Annotated in this window: 17 protein-coding genes; 8 read left to right on the top strand and 9 right to left on the bottom strand. The window is 56.2% G+C overall.

Annotated elements, in window-relative coordinates; all coding sequences use genetic code 11:
- Window positions 1-136: 136 nt before the first annotated feature.
- Together AC0V6N_RS01085 and AC0V6N_RS01090 are read left to right on the top strand one after the other, a co-directional pair.
- The gene (locus AC0V6N_RS01085) at window positions 137-481 is read left to right on the top strand and encodes an HPF/RaiA family ribosome-associated protein (protein WP_486169746.1); all 345 of its coding nucleotides are present in this window, start codon (window positions 137-139) and stop codon (window positions 479-481) included.
- A 70-nt stretch (window positions 482-551) separates the two neighbouring features.
- Entirely contained in the window at window positions 552-1082 is a 531-nt protein-coding gene (locus AC0V6N_RS01090; protein WP_486169747.1) for a DUF6491 family protein, read from the top strand.
- A gap of 35 nt (window positions 1083-1117) precedes the next feature.
- Here the strand turns inward: AC0V6N_RS01090 and AC0V6N_RS01095 are convergent, their stop codons facing one another.
- Entirely contained in the window at window positions 1118-2086 is a 969-nt protein-coding gene (locus AC0V6N_RS01095; RefSeq protein WP_486169748.1) for a patatin-like phospholipase family protein, read from the bottom strand.
- Window positions 2087-2126: 40 nt separating this feature from the next.
- Window positions 2127-3434: an FAD-binding domain-containing protein gene (locus AC0V6N_RS01100; RefSeq protein WP_486169749.1), complete on the bottom strand. Its 1308-nt coding sequence runs from the start codon at window positions 3432-3434 to the stop codon at window positions 2127-2129.
- 162 nt (window positions 3435-3596) lie between these two features.
- Between AC0V6N_RS01100 and AC0V6N_RS01105 the strand changes: the two genes are divergently transcribed.
- The 3 genes from AC0V6N_RS01105 to AC0V6N_RS01115 all read left to right on the top strand — a co-directional run bounded on the left by AC0V6N_RS01105 (window position 3597) and on the right by AC0V6N_RS01115 (window position 5326).
- Complete coding sequence (locus AC0V6N_RS01105; protein ID WP_486169750.1) at window positions 3597-4181, top strand: fasciclin domain-containing protein; 585 nt, start codon at window positions 3597-3599, stop codon at window positions 4179-4181.
- Window positions 4182-4299: 118 nt separating this feature from the next.
- Window positions 4300-4746, top strand: coding sequence for a COG3650 family protein (locus tag AC0V6N_RS01110; RefSeq protein WP_486169751.1), 447 nt, complete (start codon window positions 4300-4302; stop codon window positions 4744-4746).
- 208 nt (window positions 4747-4954) lie between these two features.
- Entirely contained in the window at window positions 4955-5326 is a 372-nt protein-coding gene (locus tag AC0V6N_RS01115; protein ID WP_486169752.1) for a response regulator, read from the top strand.
- Between the two features lie 15 nt (window positions 5327-5341).
- Here the strand turns inward: AC0V6N_RS01115 and AC0V6N_RS01120 are convergent, their stop codons facing one another.
- Entirely contained in the window at window positions 5342-6775 is a 1434-nt protein-coding gene (locus AC0V6N_RS01120) for a S41 family peptidase (protein ID WP_486169753.1), read from the bottom strand.
- Window positions 6776-7018: 243 nt separating this feature from the next.
- Here AC0V6N_RS01120 and AC0V6N_RS01125 point away from each other — a divergent pair, with 243 nt between their 5' ends.
- Together AC0V6N_RS01125 and AC0V6N_RS01130 are read left to right on the top strand one after the other, a co-directional pair.
- Window positions 7019-7609: a YbhB/YbcL family Raf kinase inhibitor-like protein gene (locus AC0V6N_RS01125; protein WP_486169754.1), complete on the top strand. Its 591-nt coding sequence runs from the start codon at window positions 7019-7021 to the stop codon at window positions 7607-7609.
- 27 nt (window positions 7610-7636) lie between these two features.
- Entirely contained in the window at window positions 7637-7879 is a 243-nt protein-coding gene (locus tag AC0V6N_RS01130) for an SWIB/MDM2 domain-containing protein (protein WP_486169755.1), read from the top strand.
- Between the two features lie 92 nt (window positions 7880-7971).
- On the opposite strand, the gene AC0V6N_RS01135 is transcribed toward AC0V6N_RS01130, so the two are convergent.
- Together AC0V6N_RS01135 and AC0V6N_RS01140 are read right to left on the bottom strand one after the other, a co-directional pair.
- Window positions 7972-8370 (bottom strand): DoxX family protein, encoded by a 399-nt coding sequence (locus AC0V6N_RS01135; protein ID WP_486169756.1) that lies wholly within the window; start codon window positions 8368-8370, stop codon window positions 7972-7974.
- The gene (locus AC0V6N_RS01140) at window positions 8367-8819 is read right to left on the bottom strand and encodes a cupin domain-containing protein (protein WP_486169757.1); all 453 of its coding nucleotides are present in this window, start codon (window positions 8817-8819) and stop codon (window positions 8367-8369) included. The genes AC0V6N_RS01135 and AC0V6N_RS01140 overlap by 4 nt, the downstream gene beginning before the upstream one ends.
- Before the next feature lie 52 nt (window positions 8820-8871).
- On the opposite strand from AC0V6N_RS01140, the gene AC0V6N_RS01145 reads away from it, so the two are divergent.
- Window positions 8872-10206 (top strand): dipeptidase, encoded by a 1335-nt coding sequence (locus AC0V6N_RS01145; RefSeq protein ID WP_486169758.1) that lies wholly within the window; start codon window positions 8872-8874, stop codon window positions 10204-10206.
- Between the two features lie 6 nt (window positions 10207-10212).
- Here AC0V6N_RS01145 and AC0V6N_RS01150 read toward each other — a convergent pair whose 3' ends face one another.
- The 4 genes from AC0V6N_RS01150 to dapD all read right to left on the bottom strand — a co-directional run bounded on the left by AC0V6N_RS01150 (window position 10213) and on the right by dapD (window position 11754).
- Window positions 10213-10404, bottom strand: a complete 192-nt coding sequence (locus tag AC0V6N_RS01150) for a DUF3008 family protein (RefSeq protein WP_486169759.1) — start codon at window positions 10402-10404, stop codon at window positions 10213-10215.
- Window positions 10405-10407: 3 nt separating this feature from the next.
- Complete coding sequence (locus AC0V6N_RS01155; protein WP_486169760.1) at window positions 10408-10635, bottom strand: hypervirulence associated TUDOR domain-containing protein; 228 nt, start codon at window positions 10633-10635, stop codon at window positions 10408-10410.
- Between the two features lie 68 nt (window positions 10636-10703).
- Window positions 10704-10856 (bottom strand): hypothetical protein, encoded by a 153-nt coding sequence (locus AC0V6N_RS01160; protein WP_486169761.1) that lies wholly within the window; start codon window positions 10854-10856, stop codon window positions 10704-10706.
- Window positions 10857-10932: 76 nt separating this feature from the next.
- A complete protein-coding gene (gene dapD / locus AC0V6N_RS01165) occupies window positions 10933-11754 on the bottom strand; it encodes a 2,3,4,5-tetrahydropyridine-2,6-dicarboxylate N-succinyltransferase (RefSeq protein ID WP_486169762.1) in 822 nt (273 codons plus the stop codon).
- Window positions 11755-11909 lie beyond the last annotated feature (155 nt).

Genomic DNA, 11909 nt, shown 5'->3' on the forward strand with positions numbered 1-11909 from the left:
TCAAACTGGGCTGTTGGAGATGAACGGGGCCAAAAACACGCCTACGGACTGCTCCCTAGATGCGCTGATGCCTTGCGCTCGCCGCAATTCGATCCCACATTGATGGTATCAAAACAGCGAAAAGGAGAAACGCGTCATGCAGTTCCAGTTCAACTCCGATCACACGGTCATGGGCACCGAGAATGTGGCAGAGCGGATTGAGGAGATGATGCGCGAGAAGTTCGCTCGCTTTGAGGAACGGCTCACCCGGCTCGAAGTGCATGTTTCAGATGAAAACGGTCATAAGCATGGACATGACGACAAGGTTTGCACCATCGAAGCGCGCCCGCGCGGTGGCAAACCGATTGGCGTGACAGAGCACGGCGCGAAGGTCGATGCAGCCGCGCGCAAAGCGGCCACCACCATGGTTCAACGGCTAGAGCGCGTGTTCGGCAAGATCGAGAAGCACAAGCACGACGCCCGCCCTGACAAGGTGCTGTGATTGGGTGCTTTGAGCAGGTAAAGAGGCTGGGTAATGCGAGGTTCAGGTGGTGAGGGTGAGGATGTGATGCATGCTTAACTCACCCCTCTCGCAAAGCCCCGGTCTCAAACCTTTAACCGCGCTGGCAGCATTGGCGCTTGTGCCCTTGGTCAGCGCATGCGGCGTGGTTGAAAGCAGAGCCGAAGCGCGCGGCTTGGAAGGCAGCGGCTTAAGCGGCGAGGGGATCGTCCAAGCGGCTCCTGCCGAACAGTCCACCAGCGAGCTTACCGCTCGGCAGCAAGGTGGAAGGCAGTGCTTCTTCGCCCGTCAGGTCAACGGTTTCCGCAATGTCGAAGACGAAGACGGACGCCGGGTCGACGACAAGGTCTTGATCGATGTGGGAGCTGCGGACACATTCGAGTTCCAGTTGATGCGTCGCTGCCCGGCCTTGCGCTTTGCCCGCAGCATCGCGCTCGACCAAACCGGTGTAGGGCGCATCTGCGACGGGCTCGAGGTCGACTTGCTGGTCAATGATGCCCAGGGAGCTGACAGATGCCGAGTGACGATGGTCCGCAAGATCGCTCCTGGCGAACCCTTCGCCAGAGCTGGGGCAAAGGAATAGGCCTGACACGAGCTGCTGTCCGGTTGCGGCGTGGCTCATGCGGGCACCCCCAGAAATGCGGCAATCTCATCCCATTGATCACGCACGGTCTGACGGCCACGTTCGATATTCTGGGCGATGAGAGCAGGCTCAAACTCAAGCCGATCATAGAGCTCAGTCGGCGGTTGCAGCACCATTGTGGGCGCAAAGTTGTGGCGATTGATGCTTTCGGTTAGCGGGCGCAACGCCTGCTCAATCTGTCCAGCATCGAGACCAAGAGCGGCAAGCTCGCGGCGCTGATCGCTTGCCGCTTTCAACATATCGGTCATGAGCTCAACGTTCTGTAAATCGCTGTTTGCAACCTCGCTCATGAGCAGTTCGACGGATTGCAGGCCGATCTCAATCAGGTTGCTGAAGTCTTCCTTGGATGGCGGTAAAGGAGCTTCCGCTCGCACCGCCAACACTGCGCGTGGGCGAAGCTCAAGCGCGGCGGCCAGTGGCACAATGTCGCGCACGCCGCCATCGACCCAATGCTCGGCTTTGCCCGACGCATCTACCGTTTCGAATGGCGGAAAGAACGGTGGTTGCGCTGAGCTTGCGTAAACCCACTCAGCGATATTGCTCGCATTCTCAGCCACCATTCGCAGATCGCCAGTTGCAAGATTGACGATCGCCAGACGCAGGTTTTTGCCCGACGCCGCAATCTTCGCATCATCGTACATCTCACCGAAAAGGTCGCGCAATGGCGCTGGGTTGTAGAGCGATTCCTTGCCGGTCAGCAGAGCCCATAACTCCCCGCCTCGGTGTCGATAGATGGACGAATTGCTGGTTATCGCGTTCCAGAAGTCAACCAACTTGCTGACATCATCTTGCGCGACGGCGGCGGCTTGGATGGCGCCTGTCGAAGTGCCTGCAGCAGTTTCAAATTCCACTCCGCGCACGCGGATCAATTCGTCAATGACGCCAACCTGGAACGCGCCTCTTGCGCCTCCTCCACTCAAAGCCAATGCTAATCCGCCAGCCATGCCCCCAAATCCTTTCGAACCGGCGATTAGACGCTATCGATCAGGCGGTATTGGATGAGAACGGCATAACCAATTGATCGACCTGCGCGTCATCAGAATTGGCAGAGCCGGTGATGCTGAGCTCCCGCAAGATGGGTTCGATCTTTTTCTTGACGCCGAAAAATCCGGCTTTGGCATGCGGCCATGTTGCGCGGTTTAATTCGTCGAGGACTTCGACCATTTGTCCGTCGCCGGCAAATGGTGACAGTTCCGGCATTAGCGCGTCACGAGTCCATCCTTGGGGCAAATAGGGCAAAATGATGCGTTGCAAATTGTTGTCTGCGAGGATGGCAGAAAGACTTTCGCCCTCGTTCCACGTGGTGTGTGGGCAATCAAAGTGAGCGGCTGCGCTCACTGCGCCATTGAAGACGGCTTGCTGGGCGAATTCTAAGGCCTCACCACCGACTTCTTGGCCGGACCGCGATTGTGGACGTGCAGCGCCAATAATCAGGGCTGGCGGATGCGATAGATTGAGCGGAGTGTGGGTTGCACCCTCATCATGTAGGATCAACGCATAGGGTGCGCCGTCCGAGCTTTCTTGGCCTGGCTCAGGCAGTTTGAGTTGTTGCCTGCCATGCTCAATCCTCTCCTCAAGCGCAGGAGCGTCGTCGGCCAATCCTTTCGCCGCGAGTGCACCACCTGGCTGATTGGCGGTGTATCGTGCGATATTGCTCGCTCGTGCCAGATAGGTCTTGCCCTTGGTATGCAGCCCGCAAACCCAACGCCAAGAAAGCGTGTTTGACGCGGCATCTGCGTCAATCAGATGGCGCAAGAAGAGATCCGCACCCAGCTGCCAATCGAGTTTGAGCGTGAATATCCAAATGCTCGCAAACCACATTCGTGCGTGATTGTGCAGATATCCCGTTTCGGTCAGCTCGCGCGCCCAATGGTCAAAGGCTAAAATACCTGTCTCACCTTCAACGGCCTGGTTGTAAGCAGTGCGCAGCCCAGCGTTGCTTTCGAGGCAGGTAAATGCCGTGTCGCGAGCTGCGGTGTAGTCGCTCCAAATTGTGGGGCGCTGTTCGAGATATCCCTTGAAATAGACGCGCCAGAAAACTTCTGCGATGAATTTTTCGGCGGCTGATGCGCTGTGCGATCCAAGCACAGCCTCGACCACCTCACGCTCACTCAGTAGACCCGCATGCAGCCACGGGGACAGCTGCGAGACATTGCTGCGCATGCCATTCTTGCCCTGACCTGCGCTCGGCCCATCATCATAATTGCGGTTGTTCGCGTAGGCTCGGCCGGCGTGCGGCAAAAACTCATTGAGGCGTTCAAGCCCGGCTTCTCTGGTCGGTTGGAATTGCATGCGATCTAAACACGCAAGACACGCGGTGCGTTCCGCGAATTCTTGGGAGAGGGTAACAAACTTTGTAATCCAACCCGCGCGGCGTTGCGTATATGTAAATAGGGCTGGCTTGGCCGTCTGGTCGGCTTCCCTTGATCCCAGCGAATATGAAAGAGAACCCCCATGATGACACTGAACACTATGCCGAAGATTGCACTGGCATCGACGCTCGCTCTGGCTCTGGCTGCCTGCGCGGAGAGTGCAGAGACCGAAGACTCAATGATGGCCGATGATGGCGCGGTGGCCGCCGAGGCTGAAGCACCTGGTACCATCGTCGACATTGCTGCAGGTGATGAAAGCTTTTCCACGCTGGTCGCAGCTGTGACCGCTGCTGGCCTCGGCGAAACGCTCTCAGGCGAGGGTCCATTCACCGTGTTCGCTCCAACCAATGATGCGTTTGGTAAGATTGACGAAGCTGTGCTGACTGAGCTGACCACGAACGACACCGAAACGCTCGGCGCGATCCTGACCTACCATGTGGTCGAAGGAGCAGTTGATGCAGGCACTTTGATCGGTGCGATCGAAGAAGCTGGCGATGCTGGCTACACGGTCACGACGGTTGCTGGCGGCACGCTTACTGCAAACGTCGTCGATGGTGCAGTCGTGTTGACCGACGCCGCTGGTGGAAAGTCGACTGTAACGGCGGCTGATGTCGAGGCATCAAACGGCATCGTGCACGTGATCGATACGGTGCTCATGCCGCAATAAGAATTTTGGCCTTCGGGTCTTGAATGCATAGCAAGGGCGGGCCTCGGCGATTGCCGGGTTCGCCCTTTGCATTTAGGCGAGCAGTCTCTAGCACTTGCGCGTCCCCTAAGGAGAAAACATGCGCAAACTCGTTAGCCATTCTGCCGCCTGCTTTGCTGCTCTTCTGCTAACCGCCTGTTCGCAATCGCCTGGTGAGATCACCCGCGATTCAGAACCCTTTGATGGCATCGCTGAGACTGCCAGTATCACAACTTTAGGCACAGAGCCGTTCTGGAGCATCGATATCGAACCGGTACAGGGCGGATATCAGGCGCGCTATTCCTCGCCAGAAGACTTGGACGGTTCAATTTTTGCCGCAACTCGTTTTGCAGGCAACAATGGTATCGGTTTTAGCGGTGAACTGGCAGGTGAGGCGGTGCAGATCGCTTTGACACCAGGCGAATGCAGCGATGCGATGAGTGACCGCACCTATCCTTACACTGCAACAATTGCGATTGGTGAACGCACTCTTCTAGGATGTGGCTACACTAGCGATGAGCCGTTTGTGGGTGATGAGGCACCCTGACTTGGATTTGTCCATAGCCATCGAGAAGGCTCATCGCTTTGAGCCGGCCTACTATCTTTGGAACGAGCGGACGGTTTGCCCGTTGAAGAGACGACGAAGCACCAACCGCCTATCGCTTCTCGCCCCCGATAGGGAAAGGTTTTGATCCGGCGGGAAAGCAGGAAATGTGAGTAGCGATTTCAGTACCTCACAAGAACACTTGTTGGCGATGCGTCCGCAGATCTTGCTTCTCGAAGACGAGCCGTTGATCATGTTGGATCTTGAGCTGACAGCCCGAAAACTAGGCTATGATTTTGTCTCAGCGCGGTCGAGCGCGGAAGCACTGGACCTCCTTAAACGCCATTCTTCGATTGAAACTGCTGTTCTAGATGTTTCGCTGGCTGGTGGGCACACATGCGCGCCCGTTGCATCGCGGCTGCGCCAGCAATCGGTGCCATTTGTCTTTCATTCTGGCAATGACGCCAGCAATGATGAGGTTATGCAGCGCTTTGCTGTCCCCATTTTGAAAAAGCCCGTTTGCGCGCAAAAGGTCTTGGCGGCGGCGATCGCTCTTTTGTCGAGCAACCGCGCCGCCAATTAGCCCGCAAATCAATGGTCAATAAAGGCCGGGGATTTCAAACTGGGCAGCGTTGGGCTGTTCGGGTTGCAGCATCTCGTAGGTGCTTTGTCGCTGGGCCAGAGACCCATCATTGCTCTTGCTGATTGCGGTGCAGCTATCACCGCGCAGAAAGCCCAGGGCCGTCGAGATTGATGCCTCATTTGGATCACCCAGTGGGGTGAAGATATCATCATTGGCCTGGCAGCTGTTCGGAATAATGCCAGCAAGACCTGTGAAGTAATCTCCTCCACCGTCAGCATTGACCGTTTGAAACGTCACGGCGCGGATACGCAGGTCGCATGCATCAAAGTCAAAACCGAATTGGCCCACAGGCTTACCACTGGTATTGCTGCCGACGATAGCGATGCTGTCTGATGCGAGATAGGGAATCATCGAATTGATGACGAGCTCGCTGGCAGAGGCACTGCTGCGTGTGGTGATGAAGGCCACCTTGCTCGCCTGCAGCGCTTGGACTTCATTTTCAAACAACTCGGTTGAGTTCTCAGAGGATTTGGAGGCGCGCAGGATCGTCTCGCTCCAAACCTGACCCACGCGGCCTTCACCAAGCAGGTCGCCAAATGTGTCAGCAAGATCGACCAACCCGCCGCCGTTGTAGCGGAAATCTATGATCAACTCGTCCACGCCATTGGCGTTGAACAGCTGAAATGCTTCACGCAATTGCCCGCCCGCATTGCTGGGGAAGAATGTGCGGAAATTGAGATAGCCGACATTCTTGCCGTTATCATTGAGGATCAATGCTCCATAACGGTCGGAGACTGGGTCGAGCGTGAATTCCGTCTTGGTAATGCTCTGTTCGATTGTCGCTCCGCCCAACTGGCGAAAACGAATAACGCGGGTCACGCCTGGATCGGAGGGGCCGAGCGCATTGACCACAGCTTGGGGGCCACCCGATGCCATGAGCGCGTTGACTGATTGCAGATCCGCGCTTGATGTGCCGATTGCTAGCAACTCGGTCCCGCGGTCCATGCCAGCGGCGAAGCCGGGCGCGGCCTCAAAGGCTTCAAGCAGGAACACGCGGTTGTTCACCTGATCATAGGAGAGGCGGATGCCAAACCCCGCGCTCGACCCAGAATTGATCAGTGCGTTTTCTTCAGCAATCGAGGTTGCGAACGTAAATCCTTTGTCGCGTGATTGCGCCCGCGCCGGGGCAACGCGTGCGTCTAGAAACGACTGAACATTGGAAAAGTTCGCGGCATTGACGGTGTTGTCGAGCAGATTGGGGAACAGATACCATTCATTCAGCACATCATCGGCGAACTGGATTTGGTTGGAAATCGAACATGTATTGGCGGTCGAGGTCGTTCCTCCACCCGTATTGCTGTTTGATCCGCCACCACCGCAAGCAGCAAGCGAAAGGGCTAGCGTCGCGCCAAGAGCGACACGTGGGGCGTACAGAGCTGAAAATTTCATGGTTTGGAAGCGACTCCGGGCAGGTTTGTACAACAATTGACCCCTTTTCGGTGGGTGGAGCATGCCGCTAACACCCCCTGCAGGCAAGCTTATGCGGCTTGTCCACTGGCCAGAAAGTGAACGCGAGACTGAATTTGCTCGTTTTTTTGCAGGTTTTCCCCAGTTGCCGAGGGAAAACGGGCTTCTACGCCTCGTTTTGCCCCCCTTATCGGACTAGCTAGAAGGACATGGAAAGACAGAATCATGACTGATCTGCCTGATTGGGTTGCGGCGAAATTGCCTGCAGAGGCTCGTCATCCCGGACTTGCGATTGCAAGCCTTGGTGAGGCGAAGACCTTTGGCAAGGGCGGATTTGCGCTCACCAGTCCCGCTTTTGACGCGGGTGAAGAACTCGATCCTTGCTTTACCGCAAAAGAAGAAGATGCGGTTGCGCCTCCACTAGAGTGGACTGCGCCCCCTTCGGGTTCTCAAGAACTGATTGTGATTGTCGAAGACGCGACAGACCATTCTGCGAGCCCTGCTTGTCATTGGGCGGTATGGGGTTTGGCTGGGCAGCGCGGCAAATTGCTCGAAGGCGAAGTTCCGCCGCGCGCGGGCAAGAACGCGAAAGGCAATTCCGAATGGCTGCTGCCTGACCCACCAGAGGGTGAGACGCGCCACTATGTGTTCCAGATATTTGCAACCGACCTGCCGCTGACTTTGATGCCAGGTGCCAAACCCGAGGACGTGGTCGCCGCGATCAAGGGTTTTGTGACCGGTTGCGCTGTACTCTACGCTCCTTTCACCGGCACCGACGCCGATGATGAGGCGTGGGATGACGACGATTTTGAATGACTGCCATAACCACAAGGGAGACTAACCATGGCAAACGCACTGCAAAAACCGATGAACCTCTCGCCTGAACTTGAGGCGATTGTTGGCAAAGGTCCTATGCCGCGCACGGAAGTGACTTCAAAGGTCTGGGCTTACATCAAGTCTAACGACCTTCAGAAAGCATCTGACAAGCGCACCATCGTTCCTGATGCTAAGCTTGGCGCGGTCATCGGCAATGATGAAATCAACATGATGAAAATGACTGGCAAAATCTCTAAGCACATCAGCTAAAGATTTGCTGCCGGGCCTATTGAGGTCCGGGAATTAGGGCCGACGGTACGCGATGCGTTTAGCACCGCGCCGTCGGCCTTTTGCTGTGTGGTCTATTTGCCTGCTTGGCGTCGCAGTGAGGCTTCGCCTACCCAAAGCGCCCACCAAATGATCAGCGGCTGCGCGATCATACGCGGAATGTGATAGGCAAGGCCAAGCCCGCCATCGGCGCGGGCCATATCCATCGCGAAATGATTGATGTTCGCTGGCCACACGCACAGCGCATACAGCGCAAGTGCGATCCCAGCCGCTTGCCGGAGCTTGGAAATCCAAGGCTGAACAAGTGCAACTGCGCCTAGGATCTCCGCAATGCCCGTCGCAATCACGACTTCCCTTGCAAAGGGTACAAAAGCTGGAGTGATCGACACAAAAGGATCGGGTGCAATCAGATGCATTATACCTGCAAAGGCATAAAATACGGCGAGAACTACACGGAGTATTGAGCGGATCACGCCGTCGCGCCCCTGCCAGGGGACCATCCGGGCGGTGCCATTTCAAAGCCTGCAAATTCAAATCCAGGCACCACAATGCAGGACACGAGCGAATAGCCTGCATCACCTTGCTCACTGGTTCGAGCCGCCTGCCAAGCAGATTTCGGCACCAAACCCTGAAGCATTTCGCCCGCCGTTACATCGTCGCCGAGTGTGTGCGTGGTAATAGGGCCATCATCTCTTATCGCAATGTCGAGCTCCAAGCGGTCGCCGCCCTGCCAAATCCACATTTCGTCAGCATCGACCTTGTGCCAATGAGAGCTCTCACCGGACTTCAATAGGAAGATGATAGCCGTGCCCTTTGCGCGGCCTGAGCCATCCTCTTCAACACGCCAAGTTTCTCTGTACCAGCCTCCTTCGGGATGCGGGGACAGGCCCAATTGTTCGATGATCTGATCCGCGCTATTCATAGGCCTCACTCGCTGCTCATATTTGCGCGCCCTATCGGGAGAATACCATAGCATGCAACAATTCGCCGCCTCATTCACCGCCTCGCTCGCCGTTTTGGCTTGTAGCATCGCAGCTCCGCTGAGCGCTCAGGATGAAGGAACTGAAGCGTCATCCTCAGAGACAGTCGCCGAAGCACCACCGGTCGACCCTGCGCTCGAAGCGGCGTTGGCTGCGCTTGAGCTTGCGCCAGTATTCGATGGTCACAATGACGTGCCCATTCAATTGCGCGCGCGGTTTGACAATCAGATCAATGATTTTGATTTTGCGGATACGACCGGCACCGGAGCAACGCATCCGCAGGGCCGTGTCATGCACACTGATATTGCGCGCCTCGCGCAAGGCAAGGTGGGAGCGCAATATTGGTCCGTCTATGTGCCGGTCAGCCTGTCAGAGCCCGAGGCAGTGCAGATGACGATGGAACAGATCGACGTCATGAAGCGGCTGATAGATCGCTATCCTGAAAGCCTTCGCTATGCCGAAACCGCTGATGAAGTGGAGGAGGCGATTGCCGATGGCCGCGTCGCATCGCTATTGGGCATGGAAGGGGGCCATTCGATCGGCTCCAGCTTGGCTGTGCTGCGTCAGATGTATGATCTGGGCGCGCGCTATATGACGATCACGCATAGCCGCAACACGCCTTGGGCGGACAGCGCGACAGATACGCCCGAGCATGGCGGCCTCACTGATTTCGGCAAAGACGTGATCCGCGAAATGAACCGGATCGGCATGTTGGTCGATCTTAGCCATGTGAGCGAAGATGCTATGATGGACGCGCTTGATGTCGCGCGTGCCCCTGTCATCTTCAGCCATTCGGGCGTGCGCGCGATCAACGGCCATGCACGCAATGTGCCCGACAGCGTACTTGCTCGTTTGCCCCAAAATGGCGGGATTGTGATGGTTGTGGCGCTGCCCGGCTTCCTCAACAATGAGCGGCGCGAATGGTATGCCGAACGCGAAGCTGAGGAAGCGCGCATTGGATCGCTGTTTCAAGGGCAACCCAGTGTACTCGAAGCAGCTATGGCCGAATGGGACGCTGCCAATCCCGAACCAGCAACAATGATCAGCCATATGGCTGATCATATTGACCATATTCGCGATATGATTGGCGTTGAATACATCGGTATTGGCGCTGATTTTGACGGGATGCCAACAGGTCCCATCGGTTTTGAAGACACGAGTGGGTACCCGCAGCTATTCGCTGAACTCTCGCGCCGCGGCTATTCGCAAGTTGAAATGGAACTTATCGCGAGCCGCAATGCGCTGCGCGTGCTGCGTCAAGCGGAGCGCTATTCGGCCAGCGTTTCATCGCAAGCGCCGATTGAGACGCTTTTGCCCGAGCAACAGTAAACTGCTTCAATTCCGATTGGCAGTTTGCGGAAGATTCTCTCGCGACGTAGACGCCATTTCTTCGAGTTCAGTTTCGGTCATGCTTTCATACATGTCGATGGAAGCGCCCTGCAGATCGGACTTGCTGGAAACGCCGCGCTTGGCATCCAAAGCTGCACCGGCTGACTTTTGTTGTGCTCTGCTCTTCGCCTTGGGCATGGTTTAATCGTGCGCCTCAAGTTCTGAGCCGCGCTTTAGCACCTCATCACCATCTTCTTGCTTAATCAGATAGGCGGGGTTGTCGCTGTCGCCTTGTTTTGTAACTTCGGTGCCCTGAAGAGTGCGTGTGACTTCACGTTCGAAACGCTCCGTAATTTGGCCACGCCCTTTGCCGTTGCCCCAATTCCATTCGACATACTGGTTGGTTTGGAAGCTATTGGAATTGCTCATCAATGTCTCCTTCTTGAAGGTAAAACATCAATGAGCAAGCCTATGAAACGGTTCCAAAAATCGCGTGATTAGCCGTAGAGTGCAGGCACGATCCAGATTGCGCTCATCGCTACAATCGCAATGAATAGGCCGATGCCAAGCACGTACCGCATATGCCCTGTTGTGTGGCCTGCGCGTGCGTCATCATCTTCGATATGAATTTCTTCGTTTTGGTCTGCCATGAAACCCTCCATTATTTTGTGTGTCCACTGAATTGAACGGAGGGCCCAGCCGATTGTTCCAAGAGAATTTGACCACTTAGTCTCTCAGCAGTTCGTTGATCCCCGTCTTTGAGCGTGTCTGAGCATCCACTGTTTTGACAATGACTGCGCATGCAAGTGACGGCCCTCCATTGGGATCGGGCAGAGTGCCTGGAACGACGACTGAGTAAGGCGGGATATGCCCTTTGATGATCTTGCCCGTATCGCGGTATACAATCTTGGTTGATTGAGTGATGAAGACGCCCATCGCAACCACGCAGCCTTCTCCGACAATCACCCCTTCAACAATCTCTGAGCGAGCGCCAATGAAGCAATTGTCGCCAATAATGGTTGGGTTTGCCTGCATCGGTTCGAGCACGCCTCCAATGCCTGTGCCCGCCGAGATATGGCAATTCTTGCCAATCTGAGCGCATGATCCGATTGAGCCCCATGTATCAACCATCGTGCCTTCGCCCACATATGCGCCAATGTTGACAAAGCTCGGCATCAGAACGCAGCCCGGCGCGATGTAAGAGGCACGGCGCGCAATTGCGCCCGGAACAACGCGGATGCCCGCTTCGGCAAAGCGTGCCTCATCCCAGCCATCAAACTTGCTGGGCACTTTGTCATAGGCAGGCGCACCGGCAGAGCCGCCATCCATCACAACGTTATCGTTCAGGCGGAATGACAGCAGCACCGCTTTCTTCAGCCACTGATTGACGCGCCAGCCGCCCGCACCATCGGGCTCAGCCACGCGCGCTTCGCCGCTGTCGAGCATGCCAAGCGCTGTCTCCACTGCTCCGCGCACCTCGCTTTCAGGGGTCACATCAGCGCGGTTTTCCCAAGCGTTTTCGATTTCAGCGATCAGGGTGTCGGTCATAAATGCTCCGCCGGAGTTTGTTCAAAGAGGCGCAAGAGCAAGACGCCCTCTTGCAAGTTCTCAGCGCTGCTAGCCGCACCAGCGTAGCGCGGCAAGGCTGTGCATTGATGAGCGATCGGACATGGGCCCGTCCGGTGGGCTGGCGGCACTGATAC

Source organism: Erythrobacter sp. S57(2025), assembly GCF_057365055.1.

Excerpts from the sequence above, each read along its gene's own strand:
- AC0V6N_RS01100 (WP_486169749.1), bottom strand. The coding sequence starts at position 3,434 with ATGCAATTCCAACCGACCAGAGAAGCCGGGCTTGAACGCCTCAATGAG.
- AC0V6N_RS01125 (WP_486169754.1), top strand. The coding sequence starts at position 7,019 with ATGACTGATCTGCCTGATTGGGTTGCGGCGAAATTGCCTGCAGAGGCT.
- AC0V6N_RS01160 (WP_486169761.1), bottom strand. The coding sequence starts at position 10,856 with ATGGCAGACCAAAACGAAGAAATTCATATCGAAGATGATGACGCACGC.
- AC0V6N_RS01115 (WP_486169752.1), top strand. The coding sequence starts at position 4,955 with ATGCGTCCGCAGATCTTGCTTCTCGAAGACGAGCCGTTGATCATGTTG.
- AC0V6N_RS01145 (WP_486169758.1), top strand. The coding sequence starts at position 8,872 with ATGCAACAATTCGCCGCCTCATTCACCGCCTCGCTCGCCGTTTTGGCT.
- dapD (WP_486169762.1), bottom strand. The coding sequence starts at position 11,754 with ATGACCGACACCCTGATCGCTGAAATCGAAAACGCTTGGGAAAACCGC.
- AC0V6N_RS01095 (WP_486169748.1), bottom strand. The coding sequence starts at position 2,086 with ATGGCTGGCGGATTAGCATTGGCTTTGAGTGGAGGAGGCGCAAGAGGC.
- AC0V6N_RS01110 (WP_486169751.1), top strand. The coding sequence starts at position 4,300 with ATGCGCAAACTCGTTAGCCATTCTGCCGCCTGCTTTGCTGCTCTTCTG.
- AC0V6N_RS01105 (WP_486169750.1), top strand. The coding sequence starts at position 3,597 with ATGATGACACTGAACACTATGCCGAAGATTGCACTGGCATCGACGCTC.
- AC0V6N_RS01090 (WP_486169747.1), top strand. The coding sequence starts at position 552 with ATGCTTAACTCACCCCTCTCGCAAAGCCCCGGTCTCAAACCTTTAACC.
- AC0V6N_RS01150 (WP_486169759.1), bottom strand. The coding sequence starts at position 10,404 with ATGCCCAAGGCGAAGAGCAGAGCACAACAAAAGTCAGCCGGTGCAGCT.
- AC0V6N_RS01130 (WP_486169755.1), top strand. The coding sequence starts at position 7,637 with ATGGCAAACGCACTGCAAAAACCGATGAACCTCTCGCCTGAACTTGAG.
- AC0V6N_RS01140 (WP_486169757.1), bottom strand. The coding sequence starts at position 8,819 with ATGAATAGCGCGGATCAGATCATCGAACAATTGGGCCTGTCCCCGCAT.
- AC0V6N_RS01155 (WP_486169760.1), bottom strand. The coding sequence starts at position 10,635 with ATGAGCAATTCCAATAGCTTCCAAACCAACCAGTATGTCGAATGGAAT.
- AC0V6N_RS01085 (WP_486169746.1), top strand. The coding sequence starts at position 137 with ATGCAGTTCCAGTTCAACTCCGATCACACGGTCATGGGCACCGAGAAT.
- AC0V6N_RS01120 (WP_486169753.1), bottom strand. The coding sequence starts at position 6,775 with ATGAAATTTTCAGCTCTGTACGCCCCACGTGTCGCTCTTGGCGCGACG.